The sequence below is a fragment of the Bacillus sp. TH30 genome (assembly GCF_016650875.1).
In the GTDB taxonomy this organism is placed as follows: domain Bacteria; phylum Bacillota; class Bacilli; order Bacillales; family Bacillaceae_G; genus Bacillus_A; species Bacillus_A mycoides.
The window spans coordinates 3,775,308-3,792,076 of record NZ_JAEKEY010000002.1 but is presented as its reverse complement, the minus strand read 5'-3'; the positions used below and the strand labels follow the sequence as shown (position 1 = coordinate 3,792,076).

The 16,769-nt window shown below is 36.8% G+C and carries 16 protein-coding genes and 1 riboswitch; of the genes, 5 read left to right on the top strand and 11 right to left on the bottom strand.

Annotation, left to right across the window (positions count from 1 at the left end; all coding sequences use genetic code 11):
- Positions 1-7 precede the first annotated feature (7 nt).
- From JFU20_RS21790 to argC, 4 genes are read right to left on the bottom strand one after another with little or no spacing between them, the layout of a single operon-like run.
- The gene (locus JFU20_RS21790; protein WP_201038894.1) at positions 8-1,168 is read right to left on the bottom strand and encodes an acetylornithine transaminase; all 1,161 of its coding nucleotides are present in this window, start codon (positions 1,166-1,168) and stop codon (positions 8-10) included.
- Positions 1,165-1,932, bottom strand: a complete 768-nt coding sequence (gene argB / locus JFU20_RS21785) for an acetylglutamate kinase (RefSeq protein WP_002143074.1) — start codon at positions 1,930-1,932, stop codon at positions 1,165-1,167. Before argB ends, JFU20_RS21790 begins: the two co-directional genes overlap by 4 nt.
- 11 nt (positions 1,933-1,943) lie before the next feature.
- Entirely contained in the window at positions 1,944-3,167 is a 1,224-nt protein-coding gene (gene argJ / locus JFU20_RS21780) for a bifunctional glutamate N-acetyltransferase/amino-acid acetyltransferase ArgJ (protein ID WP_201038893.1), read from the bottom strand.
- Between the two features lie 10 nt (positions 3,168-3,177).
- A complete protein-coding gene (argC, locus tag JFU20_RS21775) occupies positions 3,178-4,215 on the bottom strand; it encodes an N-acetyl-gamma-glutamyl-phosphate reductase (RefSeq protein ID WP_002088517.1) in 1,038 nt (345 codons plus the stop codon).
- A gap of 224 nt (positions 4,216-4,439) precedes the next feature.
- Between argC and JFU20_RS21770 the strand changes: the two genes are divergently transcribed.
- A complete protein-coding gene (locus tag JFU20_RS21770; RefSeq protein ID WP_002014960.1) occupies positions 4,440-4,625 on the top strand; it encodes a YqzH family protein in 186 nt (61 codons plus the stop codon).
- Between the two features lie 29 nt (positions 4,626-4,654).
- Here the strand turns inward: JFU20_RS21770 and JFU20_RS21765 are convergent, their stop codons facing one another.
- Together JFU20_RS21765 and JFU20_RS21760 are read right to left on the bottom strand one after the other, a co-directional pair.
- Entirely contained in the window at positions 4,655-5,449 is a 795-nt protein-coding gene (locus JFU20_RS21765; RefSeq protein WP_002143077.1) for an SDR family oxidoreductase, read from the bottom strand.
- 9 nt (positions 5,450-5,458) lie between these two features.
- Positions 5,459-6,412, bottom strand: coding sequence for an MBL fold metallo-hydrolase (locus JFU20_RS21760; RefSeq protein WP_002014957.1), 954 nt, complete (start codon positions 6,410-6,412; stop codon positions 5,459-5,461).
- Positions 6,413-6,578: 166 nt separating this feature from the next.
- Between JFU20_RS21760 and proI the strand changes: the two genes are divergently transcribed.
- Positions 6,579-7,418, top strand: a complete 840-nt coding sequence (gene proI / locus JFU20_RS21755; RefSeq protein WP_002014956.1) for a pyrroline-5-carboxylate reductase ProI — start codon at positions 6,579-6,581, stop codon at positions 7,416-7,418.
- A gap of 57 nt (positions 7,419-7,475) precedes the next feature.
- On the opposite strand, the gene sdaAA is transcribed toward proI, so the two are convergent.
- The 4 genes from sdaAA to rnz all read right to left on the bottom strand — a co-directional run bounded on the left by sdaAA (position 7,476) and on the right by rnz (position 10,699).
- Positions 7,476-8,354: an L-serine ammonia-lyase, iron-sulfur-dependent, subunit alpha gene (gene sdaAA / locus JFU20_RS21750; RefSeq protein WP_002014955.1), complete on the bottom strand. Its 879-nt coding sequence runs from the start codon at positions 8,352-8,354 to the stop codon at positions 7,476-7,478.
- Between the two features lie 18 nt (positions 8,355-8,372).
- Positions 8,373-9,032 carry an L-serine ammonia-lyase, iron-sulfur-dependent subunit beta gene (gene sdaAB, locus JFU20_RS21745; protein WP_002088527.1) on the bottom strand — a complete coding sequence of 220 codons (660 nt, stop codon included), beginning with the start codon at positions 9,030-9,032 and terminating at the stop codon, positions 8,373-8,375.
- A gap of 45 nt (positions 9,033-9,077) precedes the next feature.
- On the bottom strand, positions 9,078-9,224 hold the full coding sequence (locus JFU20_RS21740) for a hypothetical protein (protein WP_207198983.1): 147 nt from the start codon (positions 9,222-9,224) through the stop codon (positions 9,078-9,080).
- Positions 9,225-9,775: 551 nt separating this feature from the next.
- Positions 9,776-10,699, bottom strand: coding sequence for a ribonuclease Z (gene rnz / locus JFU20_RS21735; RefSeq protein ID WP_002014952.1), 924 nt, complete (start codon positions 10,697-10,699; stop codon positions 9,776-9,778).
- A gap of 189 nt (positions 10,700-10,888) precedes the next feature.
- On the opposite strand from rnz, the gene JFU20_RS21730 reads away from it, so the two are divergent.
- The 3 genes from JFU20_RS21730 to JFU20_RS21720 all read left to right on the top strand — a co-directional run bounded on the left by JFU20_RS21730 (position 10,889) and on the right by JFU20_RS21720 (position 15,473).
- Positions 10,889-11,140 (top strand): DUF3932 family protein, encoded by a 252-nt coding sequence (locus tag JFU20_RS21730; RefSeq protein ID WP_000665712.1) that lies wholly within the window; start codon positions 10,889-10,891, stop codon positions 11,138-11,140.
- Between the two features lie 197 nt (positions 11,141-11,337).
- Positions 11,338-11,505, top strand: a riboswitch (M-box (ykoK) riboswitch).
- A 330-nt stretch (positions 11,506-11,835) separates the two neighbouring features.
- Positions 11,836-14,541 carry a magnesium-translocating P-type ATPase gene (gene mgtA / locus JFU20_RS21725; protein WP_002165091.1) on the top strand — a complete coding sequence of 902 codons (2,706 nt, stop codon included), beginning with the start codon at positions 11,836-11,838 and terminating at the stop codon, positions 14,539-14,541.
- Between the two features lie 230 nt (positions 14,542-14,771).
- The gene (locus tag JFU20_RS21720; RefSeq protein WP_033710032.1) at positions 14,772-15,473 is read left to right on the top strand and encodes an MgtC/SapB family protein; all 702 of its coding nucleotides are present in this window, start codon (positions 14,772-14,774) and stop codon (positions 15,471-15,473) included.
- 41 nt (positions 15,474-15,514) lie between these two features.
- On the opposite strand, the gene JFU20_RS21715 is transcribed toward JFU20_RS21720, so the two are convergent.
- Positions 15,515-16,753 (bottom strand): DNA polymerase IV, encoded by a 1,239-nt coding sequence (locus JFU20_RS21715; protein WP_002088539.1) that lies wholly within the window; start codon positions 16,751-16,753, stop codon positions 15,515-15,517.
- Positions 16,754-16,769 lie beyond the last annotated feature (16 nt).

Below are 16,769 nucleotides of genomic sequence, written 5' to 3'. Positions count from 1 at the left end.
TTCCCCCTTATATTATTGATGCATTTTTTGTACAAACCACTCTTTTTATCATATATATTGCCTGTTCTAGCTCTTCATTCGTTACAATAAGTGGTGGTAATAGTCTTATAACATTAGGCCCTGCTTGTAATACGAGAAGTCCTGCTTTTTCTAGTTGTTCTATGACATTTGCAACCTCATGCTTACATTCGATTCCAATCATAAGTCCCTTACCACGAATATTTTGAACACATTCAACGTGTCGTAATTCTTCTTGCAATTTCTTTAATACGTACTCGCCCTTTTTCTGTACCTCTTTAAAAAACGATTGTTCCTTAATGAATTGCAATACTTCTTTCGCTGCAGTCATAGCAATATAATTCCCACCGAAAGTTGAACCGTGTGACCCGGCAGTAAAAGAAGAGCCTAGTTCTTTTCGGCCAATCATCGCTCCAACTGGAATACCATTCCCAAGCGCCTTTGCGATGGTAACGATATCAGGAACTATTCCCATTTGCTCATAAGCGAATAGTGTTCCTGTTCTGCCTATTCCAGTTTGTACTTCATCTATAATAAAAAGAGCATTGTACTGATTACATAGTTTTTCAATTTCCTTCAAAAAGGATGGATCAGCTAATATTACTCCTCCTTCTCCTTGAATAACTTCTACCATTACCGCCGCAACTTCTTCATTCATTACTTCCTCTAATGCTCGTATGTCGTTAAATGATATATGTAAAAAAGACGGAAGTAATGGACCGAATCCTTCTTTCACTTTATCTTGCCCTGTTGCACTCATCGTTCCAAATGTCCTCCCGTGGAAAGATTGCTCACATGTTACTACGAGAGATTTTCCAGTATGCTTACGTGCTAGTTTCAAAGCCGCTTCATTTGCCTCCGCCCCGCTATTACAAAAAAACACATGATCTAATGCTGTATCTTCTGTTAATAATGATGCGACCTCTTCTTGTAAGGAGTTCGTAAACAAGTTAGATATATGCCATATATTTCTAAGTTGCTTTTCTACTGCCTTTACAACCGTAGGATGACAATGTCCTAAGTTACATACTCCAATACCAGAAGTGAAATCTAAATATTGCTCACCACTTTTATCAATAACTTTCGCCCCATTACCCTTTAGAAATTCAATTTCTCTTCTTCCATATGTTTGAAAAAGATGGCTTGTCATACGATACTCACTCCTTTTGTTACCGTAGTTCCAACACACTCTCCTGTAACCTCAGTAAAATCCTTTGTACCATTTACGATACTAGCCTTTTTCACTCCCATTTTTAACGATGTAAGTGCCGCCTGTACTTTCGGAATCATTCCACCTGTGATGACGCCTTGTTCTATAAAAGTAAGAATTTCATATTCATCCGTTTTCTTTACCAATCTTCCTTCGTGTAATACTCCATCTACGTCCGTTATAAAAATGAGTTCTTTTGCAGATAGTGCGGCTGCAATTCCAGCTGCAGCGGTATCTGCATTTATGTTATAAACCTCATTACCATTTATCCCAATTGGGGCAATGACAGGAATATAATTCATATCTATCAACCCTTTCAATAGGGCTGTTTCTACATAACTTACTTCTCCTACATATCCTATCGCTTCGCCAACAGGTTGAACTTGAAGTAAATTACCGTCACATCCTGAAAGCCCCACCGCAAGTAAATCATGTTTTTGTAAATTCATTACGAATTTTTTATTCGTACTTCCGCATAGCACCATTTGAACAACATCCATAACCTCTTTCGGCGTTACTCTTAATCCATCTTTCTTTTCTATCTCGATATTAGAGTCTTCTAACTTGGCATCAATTTCTGGGCCACCGCCATGGACAATAACAACCTTATACTTATTTTGCAATTTCTTTATACAATCAAAAAAGACACTATTTAATCGATTCAACATGCTACCGCCACATTTAACTACAATATAATCACTCATCTTCTCTCTCCTTATGTACGATAACAAGCATTTATTTTCACATATTCATAACTTAAGTCGCAGCCCCAAGCTGATCCCGTTTCATCTCCTAAATGTAAACACACATCAATTTTTATTTCATGTTCTTGTAATTTCTTTGTCATTTCCTCTTCAGAAAACATTTGAGGCTCACTATTTTTTAATATGGCGATAGATTGAAGAGTGATATCAATTGTATTTGGGTTAATAATTACTTCACTCTGTCCAGTACTACTAATAATTCGTCCCCAATTTGGGTCCTCACCGTATATCGCTGTTTTCACAAGACTGGAACCGACTATTTGTTTTGCAATTTTCTTTGCTTCTTCATTTGTTCTAGCCCCTAACACGTTTACTTCTATTAACTTCGTAGCACCTTCACCATCTTGTGCAATTTTTTTCGCTAAATCTTCACATACCTTTTGTAAAGCAACTACGAAAGTTTCCCAGTCTTCATGTTCCATATTCATCGTTTTCGTTTCTGATAATCCACTTGCCATAACGATGACCATATCATTTGTAGAAGTATCTCCGTCCACCGTAATTTGATTAAACGTATGATTCGTAATTTGTGATAATGCTGTTTGCAGTACTTCATGCTCTATATTGGCGTCTGTTGTAATAAAACTAAGCATCGTTGCCATATTCGGTTTGATCATCCCTGATCCTTTTGCGACCCCAGCAATGATCACTGCTTCCCCATCAATTATCATCTCATAGCAAGTTTCTTTCGTTATAAGATCTGTCGTTAAAATTGCTTCACAAAAAGAATAAGCTTCACTTACTTCCTTTGTTGGCACAAGAGATTCAATTCCCTTTCGAATGATATCCATCGGTAAAGGCACTCCAATTACACCTGTCGAAGCGACTGCGACGTACTTTTCTTTTACTCCAAAGTGTTCCGCTCCTAATGTTCGCATCTCATAAGCATCTTGCAATCCTTTCATCCCCGTACAAGCATTTGCATTGCCGCTATTTACAACAATTGCTTGTAATTTCCCTTCTGCTGCTATGCTATCCTTCGTTACTTGCAACGGCGCTGCTTGTATTTGATTTGTTGTATACACAGCGGCACATGATGCTGGCACCTCACAAATGATTGCACCCATATCCTTTTTCACCTTTTTCAGACCATTTGCAGTACCGATTGCCAAAAAGCCTTTTGGTGTAACAATTGAACCATTTGCTAATTTTGTAATAGACGATGCTTTAATCATAATTTCCCCCTTATGGATAAAGCGGCATATGTTGTAAACCCGTTGTCTCTTCTAGTCCCGCTAATAAATTTGCATTTTGAACTGCTTGCCCTGCCGCACCTTTCATCATATTGTCTATAACAGAAACGACCGTAACTCTTTCTGTTCTTTCATCGTAAGCTATCCCAATATCACAATAATTTGAGCCTCTTACTTCTTTCGGACTTGGAAATTCTCCTTGCGAGCGAACTCGAACGAAAGCTGAGTATTCATACGTTTCTTCATACAACTTTTGAAGTTGCTCTATTTTCATTTCCTCTTTCACTTTCGCATAAAGTGTAATCATAATCCCTCGTGATATCGGTATTAAATGTGTACTAAACGTGATTGGCTTCGTTTCACGATTCCACTCTGCAAGCATTTGCTCAATCTCAGGAACGTGCTGATGCTGATTAACTTTATAAATGTGTAAGTTATCGTATAACTCAGGAAAGTGAGTCATTGTTGTTGGCGTTTTGCCCGCTCCAGATACTCCTGATTTCGCATCAATAATAATCGAAGCTTCTTCAATCATGCCGCTACGTACTAACGGCGCTACCGCTAATAATGCAGCTGTAGCAAAACATCCTGGGTTTGCAATTAAATTTGCATTTTGGATCTCATGCCTTTTCCATTCACTTAATCCATATACTGCTTTCCTAAGAAGTTCTTCCTGTGCAGCTGGCCTTTTATACCACAATTCATATGACGAGGGATCTATCATACGAAAGTCTCCAGATAGGTCAATTACTTTTAAACCTACTGCCAATAATTTTGGTGTTAACTCTGCCGATACTCCCGCTGGAGTTGCTAAAAATACAATTTCAGCTTCCTTCTCTATTTTCTCCGCATCAATTTCTTGTAACGTATGGACAAGAACATTTCGAAAATGCGGGTATACATTTGTTATAAATTCACCAACTTGTGAAAAAGAATGGAGAGATGCTATCGAAAAATATGGATGTTGCTCTAATAACCGAATTAACTCAATACCTCCATATCCAGTTGCTCCAATAATTGCGACTTTCATAAGCTCCTCCTCATATCTATTCTTTAAATTAAGTTTGATTATAATATTGCATAATTATAAAGTCAATTAAATATTTATAATTTTTAAAAACTTCAAAATATTAATCTCGCTATAAAAGCAATATATACAAGTGGATTTTTATGCAAAAATAGTGCATAGTAGTATTTTCATTTCACTTCAAGTACAATAAAAAAATACATGTATACATACAGGCGGGGAAAAACATGAATAAAAAATTAATTGAGAAAATGATTATAAAAAGTTTTCGGCAATATCAATGTAATCCTGTTTCAAAAGAGGATCAGGAAATGCTAATTAAACATATTCAAATGATAATTCATTCAAATACTGAAATTGATGTATACGAGGCTGTTGAGGATATCGTTTACGATTATGTGACTGGAAAATAAAAAATAGGAGATTTCCATATGGAAATCTCCTATTTTTTACTTAATGATTTGCCTGCAACGCGTTCAAATAAACCTGGGAATAATGCGTAGAGCTTTGGCCCCATTCCCATCCACTTCGGCAAGTTTACTTCACGTTTTTTCGTTTGCATCGCCTTTACGATTTGTTCTGCTACATATGTTGGTTTTAACATGTAACGTCCCATATTTTTCACATATGTACCTGATTGATCGGCTATTTCAAAAAAGTTCGTATCTATCGGTCCTGGGTTAATTGCTGTTACATATACATTTGTGTTAGATAACTCCATACGTAAACTATTCGTAAATCCTAATACAGCGTGTTTTGTTGCTGCATAAGCACTCGACTTCGGAGTTGCAATTTTTCCAGCCAATGAAGCAATATTAATAATTTGTCCTTCGTTCCTTTTTACCATATTAGGTAATACCGCTTTCGTACAAGCTACTAATCCAAATACATTTACTTGAAACATATCCTTTACTTCATCCATTGAAGCATCTTCAAACGTTTTAAAAATACCAAACCCAGCATTATTTACCAATATATCAATACGTCCTACTTCTTGTAATACCTTTGAAAAAACAGATTGTACTTTCGTTTCTTCACTTACATCTAATACATAGTAATAGCAAGGCGTATTATAAGTTACTTTAATTTTGTCTGCTAATGCTTGTAGCTTCTCTTCTGTTCGAGCCATTAATACCGGCGTCGCCCCTTGCTCTGCAACCTGCATTGCAACTTGCTCTCCAATTCCACTAGAAGCACCTGTAATGACGATTACTTTTTCTTGTAAACGTCCCGTCATTGCTGTCACCTACTTTGCATAATAAATCAATTGTTGTGAAGATTCATCAATCATCACCTGTTGATTATATGCTAAAAAGTCTAATTGTCCAACAGTTTCTGAGATAGTAAGTGGTAATTGCTCTTTATATAATACCGGAAATAGTTTTACACACACCTCAAATGCTGTCATTGGCTTTTCCTTTAATAGTTCAAGCACTTTAAAAGCACGTGTCTCTTGCTTTTGTAATCTTGTTTCAATAAGTTGTTTCACATTCAGAACATCTTCCCCATGCCCTGATAAAATCCGTGAAATATTCATTTCACTTAAACGTTTTAGCGTTTGATTGTACTGCAATAAAGGATGCGCTCTTTCTGTTTGCCCTTCATATGGTGGTTCTAATATTGGATTTGAAGAAATATGACTAATGAGAGCATCCCCACCAATTAATATTCCATCAGATTCTCTATATAATGAAATATGAGTGGAAGCATGACCCGGGGTTTCAATCACTGTAAATCCAGGTAACGAATCTATACGATCTCCCTCTCTCACGGTATGTGTTAACGATCTATTACAAGAATATTTAAGTGTCTTCGTCGTCAATAACGCCTCACCATTCAGAAATACTGCTGGAACGCCGAACTGCAAGGCTGTCTCTTTAAAAAATTCATGATACCTCTTTAAAAATTCAGCATTCTGTGTAATCCACGGTTCATTCCAAGGATGTCCGATAATCTTTACTTTTTCAGAAAATGTATTTAAAAGTCCGCAATGATCCGCATGGTGATGCGTAATCACTACCGTTTCAATATCTTCTATCTTATATCCTAATGCACCTAATTGACTTTCTAGTGCTTTCTTTGCTTCTTCTGTATTTGTCCCTGTATCAATTAACGTTAATGTTTCTCCCTCAACTAAAAACACATTCACTGTCTCAACTGCAAATGGAACAGGAATCTCCATTCGATGAATCGCCGTCATGCTTAGCCCCCCCTGTCTTTTTCCGGTTCAAAAATGAATACCTCTTCAGTTTACAACTTCCCTATAAATTTGTCATTATTTTCAGATAAAAAGAGGTCTTTTCCATAAAAAAACGAATGTATGTACATTTATAAGTATTTCTAACCAAATTTAAAGGAGGCACATCATGTCTATGCAAAACATTTCCTTTCTCGGTGCAGGCTCTATTGCCGAAGCGATTATTAGTGGCTTATTAAACGCAAATGTTGTTAAGGGAGAACACGTCACTGTAAGTAATCGTTCTAACGAGACAAGATTACAGGAGTTACATAAAAAATACGGTGTCAAAGGTACACATAATAAAAAGGAATTACTTGCTGATACAAATATTCTTTTTCTAGCTATGAAGCCAAAAGATGTCGCAGAAGCGGTTATTCCTCTTAAAGAATACATAAATAATGACTTGCTTATTATTTCGTTATTAGCAGGTGTTTCTACTCATTCAATTAGAAACCTACTTCAAAAAGACGTTCCGATTATTCGTGCAATGCCAAATACATCTGCAGCCATTTTAAAATCCGCTACCGCTATCTCACCTTCAGAACACACAACGGAGGAACATATTCGCACTGCAACATCTTTATTTGAAACGATTGGTCTCGTCTCTGTTGTAGAAGAAGAAGATATGCATGCTATCACTGCATTATCTGGAAGTGGACCAGCTTATATTTATTACGTGGTAGAGGCACTGGAAGAGGCAGCAAAAAAAATTGGTTTAAAAGAAGATGTTGCAAAATCTCTTATTCTTCAGACGATGATTGGTTCTGCTGAAATGCTAAAAGCAAGCGAAAAACACCCTTCTATTTTGCGAAAAGAAATTACTTCTCCTGGCGGAACAACTGAAGCAGGTATTGAAGTATTAAAGGAGCATAATTTTCAACAAGCATTAATCTCATGTATTACACAAGCAACGAAACGATCACACGATCTTGGAAAAACATTAGAAGAAATAGCAAAAGAAAAATAAAAAACGGAGCTCAACTTTATTTGAGCTCCGTTTTTACTTTAATCATATGATATGCTTTTAGTTATTACTCTTACCAAAAATCTCTTCTTGCAAACGACGACCTGTCGGTGTTGCTGCAAGGCCACCTTCTGCTGTTTCACGAAGTGCTACTGGCATCGTTTGTCCAATTCTAAACATCGCCTCAATGACTTCATCACATGGAATTGTACTAGTTACACCAGCTAATGATAAATCAGCTGAAATCATGGCATTCGCAGCTCCTGCTGCATTACGTTTTACACAAGGTACTTCTACAAGCCCTGCAACAGGATCACATACTAAACCAAGCATATTCTTTAATGAAATCGCCATCGCTGTAGCTGCTTGATCTTGTGTTCCACCAGCCATCTCAACTGCTGCTGCAGCTGCCATTCCACTTGCTGAACCTACTTCAGCTTGGCAACCTCCTGCCGCGCCAGAAATACAAGCATTATTCGCAACAACCATACCGAAAGCTCCTGCTGTAAATAAAAATTCAATCATTTCTTCGCGTGTCGGCTGTAATTTTTCTTGCAGTGCAAACAGTACACCTGGCACTGTTCCAGCAGATCCTGCTGTTGGTGTTGCACAAATAATTCCCATCGCCGCATTTACTTCATTTGTCGCAACAGCTTTACTCACTGCGTCCAAAATCGTATCTCCAGATAAGCCTTTTCCACTCTGCATATACGCTTGGACTTTCACAGCATCCCCGCCAGTTAAACCAGTCGGTGATTTTACACCACGAATACCGCGTTCTACTGCTTGTTCCATCACAACTAAGTTCTTTTCCATTCCAGCAATTACTTCTTCACGTGAGATATTTCTTGTTTTCATTTCACATTGAATCATAATTTCTGCGATTTTTACATTTTGCTCTTTAGCTTGCGCCACTAGTTCCGCTGCGTTCCGAAACATGGTGTGTCCCCCCTGCAATTAATCCATAATAGTTACTTGACAAATATTTTGTTGCCCATTTATTTCCGCAATTACTTCATCTGCTAATAATTCATCTGTTTCAATGACCATAAGCGCTCTTCTTCCTTTTTCTTTACGAGAAACACTCATTGTACTTATGTTAATCTCATGCTTAGCAAGGATTGAAGCTACAGCTGCGATAGCACCAAAGCGATCGTTATTTACAATAAGTAGTGCTGGACTCGTGCCTGTTAATTGAAGATCGAATCCGTTTAATTCTACAACTTCAATTTTACCGCCACCAATTGAGCAAGCAACAACTTCAATTTCCTCTTCACCTTTATACAGACGAATTTTCGCTGTATTTGGATGCGGAGCATTTGCATCTTCTTCAATGAATTCCACTTCAATCCCGCGTTCTTTTGCAATATCTAACGCACTTGGAATACGTAAATCATCTGTTTCAAATCCTAGTATTCCACCGATTAGCGCTACATCCGTACCGTGACCACGGTATGTTTTTGCAAATGAACCATATAATGAAATGCTAACTCTCTCTGGTTCATGACGAAACAGCTGACGAGCAACTTGCCCCATTCTTGCCGCGCCTGCTGTATGTGAACTTGATGGACCAATCATAACCGGACCAATAATATCAAACACTGAGCGATACTTCATCATAACTCCCCCTAAACCTCTATGAAAAAATTATTTACTATTCTATTAAGCTACCGAATTGGTTGCTGTTCCAGTCGTACCACGAATTTGTTCCGCTGTAAGAATTGGATAGTTTTTGAATAACAGTGAAGCAATATATCCTGAAATAATACTAGTTATAATAATAAATAAGAAACTTAGCATTACCTGCATTTAAAAATAATATAAGATAGCCCACAATAAAGTCTGGTAGCAATCCAAAGTTTAACACAGAACCCCTTACAAGCATAGCATAAACAAGTGAAACTCCCACTGCTTTCATACCTTTTGATATTTTAAAGCTAAAAAGTGAAAAAAGACTTAGTACAAATAATAGTAATATCCTTCCTATTATAATTTCCATGTTGCTCTCTCACGATTTAGTCAACTTCGCTTGTTATGACAAATGGCTAAAACGCATGTAGCCTACAATAAATTATAATCTGCCCTCATTATAGCTTGTTTTTAATAAAACGCTTACTTTTAATGAATTTTAAAAGTTCTGAATAAAAATCCATTTTTGCTACTTGTACCACTCGTATGTCGTCTGACTTATATAACAGTTTTTCTAAATAATCGGTATTATGTATTTTTATCCTATATCTTCACATCATTAAAACTTTCTGTGTCATCCTATATAAAAATAAAATGATAACAGTTTTATTTTTAATTTTTTTAGAAATAAAAAAATGGCAACCTATCGTCACCATTTTTTCACAACATTATTATCTTTCTACTGGAAATGATTTTAAATCCGTAGCTATTTCTGTATTAGAAAATAGTTCTCTTGCCTCTTTCAATAATTCCTTATATGTATCTCCTTGATAACGAGAACTAATATGAGTCAATATTAAGCGTTTTGCATTTGCCTGAAGTGCAATACTCGCAGCTTGCTTAGATGTGGAATGAAAATAATCATACGCTTGTTGTTCATCTTCTGCCGCAAAAGTCGCTTCATGAACAAGTACGTCAGCATCTTGCGCAAGCTCTCTACTCGCTTCGCAATATCGTGTATCGCCTAAAATTGTAATAACTCTTCCTTTTTGAGGCGGGCCAATAAAATCTTTTCCATCTAACACTGTGCCATTCTCTAATTCAACTACTTCACCATCTTTTAAGCGTTTAAAAACTGGACCAGGTTTCACACCCATTCCCAGTAACTTATCCACTAAAAGAGCTCCCTGTATATCTTTCTCTACAATTCGATATCCGAAGCATTCAATTCCATGTGATAACCTTTTTGTTTCTACACAAAATTCATTATCCTCAAACACAATACCTTCTTCCGTAATCTCAACGATTTCAAGTGGATATTTAACATGTGTCGTACTTACTAATAATGCCACTTCAATAAATTGTTTAATTCCTTTTGGTCCGTACACTGTTAATTTTGTTGTTCCACCTTGAAACGAACGGCTACCCAATAAACCCGGCAATCCAAAAATATGATCGCCATGTAAATGCGTAATAAATATTTTTTCAATGCGGCGTGGACGTACAGACGTATGTAGTATTTGATGTTGCGTCGCCTCGCCACAGTCAAATAACCAAGTCTGTCCTCGTTCTTCTAACAACTGCAAAGCAATTGCTGAAACATTCCTTCCTTTTGAAGGAACACCTGCACCAGTCCCTAAAAATACAAATTCCACTTTCTTTCCTCCAGCTCTTTATATAATCTATCTTTCATCTTACGGAATGTTATTTCAAATGGCAAATTGAATTTGCATAACCAATCATCTAGACAACTATATAACACGAACATTATACTTAAAAAATTTAGCTATCGTTCGTATTTTGTGATAAAATGATTGTACTACATTTTAAGGGAGCGTTTTATTATGAAAGAAGTATTTCGTTTACAAACTGATTTTTCATCTTCATTTGATCGCTGGGTAAGTTCTTTCGTTTCTGATCACCCAGCACAATTAGAATGGACGACTTTAAAAGAATTAATCCATGAATATACAACATCACATACAAATGAGACGTTACCAACATATATTTCTTCAGCTTTAACATATTACGCACAACGCGTTTCAACAACAAGTAACTCAGAAATTGTTATTTTTGAAAATCCTACAATCTCATAATCTATAATAAAAAGCACTGTAATCAGTGCTTTTTATTTATGTTCATTAAAGTATTTATTTTCCCGCCTTATTTCAAAAAAACTCCGCTTATTTCCTACTATATAGCCATCATAAATCTATTTAATTTTTCAAAAAAACAGATTAAAAAGATATTGACACTACGATTTTACAGTGCTAACATTCAACTTGTAATTGAATATGGTCTCTGTTAGGTGAGGCTCCTGTATAGAGAAACGCTGCTGCCCAAAAATGTCGAGAGACGCCAATGGGTCAACAGGAAAGGTCGGAATGAAGGCCTTTCTTAACGTAGCTGGTTTCAGTACCTATGCTATACAGTGCTAAAACTCAACGAGGGAGAGGTGCGTATGTTTTGTCATACACAAAAACTGTTTTTATCTATGTTTAATAACAGTCTTTGTTGTTGACTCTTTTTGACTACGAATTCAGACCTTTACTCGTTTTGAGTAAAGGTCTTTTTATGTCTTTATGCACCTTACTATGAAACAAACATAGCATATTCAGAAACTACTAATTGTACGGAGGTGAGGAACAGTGGCAAGTGATGATTCGGCCCAGATACCCATATGTTTTACGTTAATATTTCACCGTGTAGGTAGGAAAGAAACTGTTCCTCCCAATTTTAAATAGTCGAGTAACAGATTGTTTCCTCCTTCATGAAAAAGGAGGAACTACCCATGTTAAATTTACAAAGACAAGAAACGAAGCATGCTTACGATCAAGATAGTATGAAAGCAAATAACGAATTATTAGTGGAAGTTGCAACACAAGATGTAAACTCTGCGTTAAAACTTCTACAAACAACACAAGATGGACTCTCTAAGCAAGAAGCGTCTCGTAGACTTTCTTTATACGGTCCGAACGAAATTGCTCATAATAAAACATTGCCGTGGTACATTCAATTTCTACTGGCATTTAAAAATCCATTTATTTTTGTTTTATTAGCTCTTGGAGCGCTCTCTTTTTTCACAGATGACATGCAAGGAACAATTGTCGTATCTGTAATGGTACTGCTAAGTTCAACAATTCGCTTTTTACAAGAATTCCGCTCTCAAAAAGCCGCGGATAAGTTAAAGGCTATGGTTCGAACAACCGCGAGCGTCTTTAGAATAGATGGATTTGTACACGAAACAAAAAACGTAACGAATTTAAATCGAAATTATACAATAGAAATTCCAATTGAAGAACTTGTACCTGGCGATATTATTTCACTTTCAGCCGGTGACATCGTTCCAGCTGATGTGCGTATTTTATCGGCTAAAGATTTATTTGTTAATCAGTCTTCCTTAACAGGCGAGGCTCTTCCGGTAGAAAAATACGAGAACTGCTACCATACGGAAAATAAACATATGTTACCGAAAAACATGAAAAAAAATTACAATCCGCTCGATATGGAAAATCTTTGCTTTATGGGCACGAATATTGTAAGTGGTAGCGCAAAAGCTATTGTCGTCTCAACAAGTACCGATACGTATTTCGGCTCTTTAGCAAAAAAAGTGATCGGAAAACGTGCAGAAACAAGCTTTGATAAAGGTGTAAACAAAGTAAGTTGGCTCTTAATCACATTCATGCTTATTATGGCACCTATTGTCCTTCTCATTAATGGATTCACAAAAGGAGATTGGCAAGAAGCTTTCTTTTTTGCTATTGCCGTTGCGGTTGGTCTTACACCTGAAATGTTACCAATGATTGTAACTGCTAATTTAGCTAAAGGTGCCGTTAACATGTCTAAGCAAAAAGTAATTGTAAAACAACTGAATTCTATTCAAAACTTAGGTGCGATGAACATTCTTTGTACCGATAAAACTGGGACGTTGACAGAGGATAAAGTTGTGCTTGTCCGACATTTAGATCCTAACGGTAATAAATGCGATCGTGTATTACACTTTGCCTATTTAAATAGCTTCTATCAAACTGGATTGAAAAATTTAATAGATAAAGCTGTTATTGAGCATACAGAAGAAAAGCAAAAGTTCGACCCTTCAATGTTTCAAAAACTAGATGAGATTCCATTTGATTTTTCTCGCCGCCGTATGTCCGTCATCGTCAAAGACATTTCAGGTGAACATACAATGGTTTGTAAAGGAGCGGTAGAAGAAATTTTATCCATTTGCAACTACACTGAAATGGATGGACAAATTGTTCCACTTACCGAAGAAATACGTTCAAATGTTAAACAACTAAGCAAAACATTGAATGGTGAAGGTATGCGAGTAATTGCTGTAGCCTATAAAAAAGATAGAAAAACAAATGATAAAGAGTACGCGGTAAAAGATGAAACTAATATGACTCTCGCTGGATACATTGGCTTTTTAGATCCACCGAAACCATCTGCAGCTGCTGCCATTCAAGCATTACAGAAACATGGTGTACAAGTAAAAATTTTAACTGGTGATAATGAAATTGTTACAAAAAAGGTTTGTAAAGAAGTGGGATTAAATATTGGAGAGCCTATCCTTGGCTACGAGATCGATTCTTTACCAGATAAAGCATTAGCAAAACTAGCCGAAGAAACAACAGTGTTCGCAAAACTAAATCCAATGCAAAAATCTCGCATTATTCGCGTCTTACAAGGGAACGGTCATACAGTAGGTTATATGGGCGATGGTATTAACGACGCAGTTGCACTACGTGATGCTGACGTTGGAATATCTGTTGATACTGCAACTGATATCGCAAAAGAGTCTTCCGATATTATTCTTCTTGAAAAAAGTTTAACTATACTAGAAGCTGGTATTTTAGAAGGACGCACTACGTTCGGAAATATTTTAAAATATATTAAAATGACAGCTAGCTCTAACTTCGGAAATGTATTTAGTGTGTTAGTAGCGAGTGCTTTTATTCCCTTTTTACCGATGCTTGCCATTCATCTACTAATTCAAAACTTGCTTTATGATATTTCACAGCTGTCTATTCCATGGGACAAAATGGATAAAGAGTTTTTAGAAAAACCGAGAAAATGGGATACTGCAAACTTACGGAACTTCATTATTTGTATCGGTCCAATTAGCTCCATATTTGATATTATCACATACGTAGTCATGTGGAATGTATTCGGTGCAAATACACCTAGCGAACAATCATTATTCCAATCTGGTTGGTTTGTCGTTGGATTGCTCACACAAACTTTAATCGTTCACATGATAAGAACACAGAAGATTCCTTTTATTCAAAGTACTGCATCAACACCAGTACTTTTATTAACCGCTTGTATTATGGCAATCGGAATTTATATTCCATTCTCACCACTTGGTGCGGCCGTTGGTTTACAAGCATTACCACTTAGCTATTTCCCTTGGTTAGTAGGAATACTATTAGGCTATGCTTTCTTAACACAATTCCTGAAAAAAGTTTATATTAAAAAGTTTCATAGCTGGTTATAAAGTGAAACTTTAATCAGTGGGGTTTTGTTCATCCCCCACTGATTATTAGCCTTCACCAATCGGGCTTTTACGGGCAGTTGATCCCCCACCTAACTTCTTTGCTTTCGCTGAATTTTGAGCTAGGGGTCTTACCGCCCGGCAAATAGCTGGATAAAAATGAGAATGAGTGGGTACTCCCCACTCATTCTTAAAAAACATAACACGTACTTATATGTATGGAGGTGACCATGATGGTATGGTATGACATTGTATTAAGATTATTTATCGCAATTATTGTAGGTGCTGGCATCGGAATGGAAAGACAATGGAGACACCGGATGGCCGGGCTGCGGACAAATGCTCTCGTATCACTTGGTGCCTGTATATTTGTTTTATTATCCGTCATGCTTGATCATGATGCTAGCCCCTCACGTATCGCTGCTCAAGTTGTTAGTGGGATTGGCTTTTTAGGAGGCGGTGTGATTATCCGTGACGGTTTTAGTATTAGAGGACTAAATACTGCGGCTACTTTATGGTGCGCTGCTGCTGTCGGTACTCTTACAGGCGCTGGTTTTCTCGTTGCAGCTATATTAGGCGCAGCCGGCGTTTTACTAGCAAATATACTACTTCGCCCAATCGCTCTCTTTATGAACAAGAAATCAAAAGAAGAATCCCCTGAACAAACAAACTACTTACTTTCCCTTACTTGTTCCGAAGAAAATGAAGCACATATTCGTTTTTTACTCATGCACATGGTAAGCACAGAAGGTCTCGGTTTAAAAGAGTTATATAGTGAAGATGTAGATTCTAATCAAAAAGTATGTATACAGGCTACATTACATTGCAAGACAAATGCGGCTATCTTAATTGAAAAAATAGTAAGTAGAATGTTATTAGAATCTGGTGTTACTGCTGCTGGGTGGAAGACTTCTTTAGATTTAGAAGCGAGTTAAATATGAAAGGTGCCATGATATTTACTACTTCATGACACCTTCTACATAAACTTATTTTCTAACTTTTGCTGAAACGACTTTTCTTGCTTACGCAATAATTGACTACCTCTCTGTAAAAGAGGTGTTCCATACTTTTCATTAATTTGATCAATAACAGCAAGTAACGGCTCTTCTTTCGCATCTTCTTCGAATGAAAACAAATCTAACTGTTTCACTGATTCTGTCTTCCACTCTAATTCAGTAGCTGTAACACCTAACAGACGAACAGAATCACCATCCCAGTGTTGCTTCCATAAACGTGATGCTGCTTGGAAAATAACCCGTTCTTCCCATATTGCATTTTTCAATTGTTTACTCCGTGTTACCGTGCGACGATCATGGTATTTAATCATAATTTGAATGTTATAACTAACGAGAGTTCGTTTTTGTAGCCTTTTGCTTACTGATTTCGATAATCTTTCTAACATATCAAGTAATTCTTTTTCTTCGTCCATATCCTTTGAGAAAGTCATCGAATTTCCAACGCTTTTATGTTGCCCCATTTGATTCGGATCAACTTCCCTGTCATCCATACCTTTTGCACGTTTTTGTAAATCAACACCGTGCTTTCCAATTTTAGCGCGAATGATATGCTCGTCTCCTTTTGCTAACTGTTCAATTGTATGTATATGAATGTCTTTTAGTTTTTCAGCTGTTTTCTCTCCGATTCCATGCATCTCTGCAACTGATCGTGGCCAAATAATTTCTGGGATATCACGTTTTCGAAGTACTGTAATTCCAAGAGGTTTTTTCATATCTGAAGCAGTCTTTGCTAGGAAAAGGTTTGGGGCAATCCCAATGCTACATGGAAGCTGTAACTCTGTTAGTAACGCTTGTTGAATCATCTTCGCTATTTCAAGAGGCGAACCGAGCGCATAGCAATCTGTAATATCTAAATACCCTTCATCTATAGAAAACGGTTGTATTTTTTCTGTAAAACGGGAAAGAATTTGAAACATTTGAAATGAAGCTTCTCGATATAATGTAAAATTAGGGTGCCTCACAACTAATTGCGGGCATAATCGCTTCGCTTCCCATAGAGGCATCGTCGTACGTATTCCATATTCTCTCGCCTCATAACTACATGTTATGATAATCCCTTTTCTCTCTTTTTCATTCCCCGCAATCGCTAATGGCTTTCCTTGTAATGATGGGTCATGAGCAATTTCAACAGATGCGAAAAAACAATTCATATCTACATGTAAAATAACACGTCCATTTTTCGGATACATTTCTCGCATTATACTCATCCCTTCC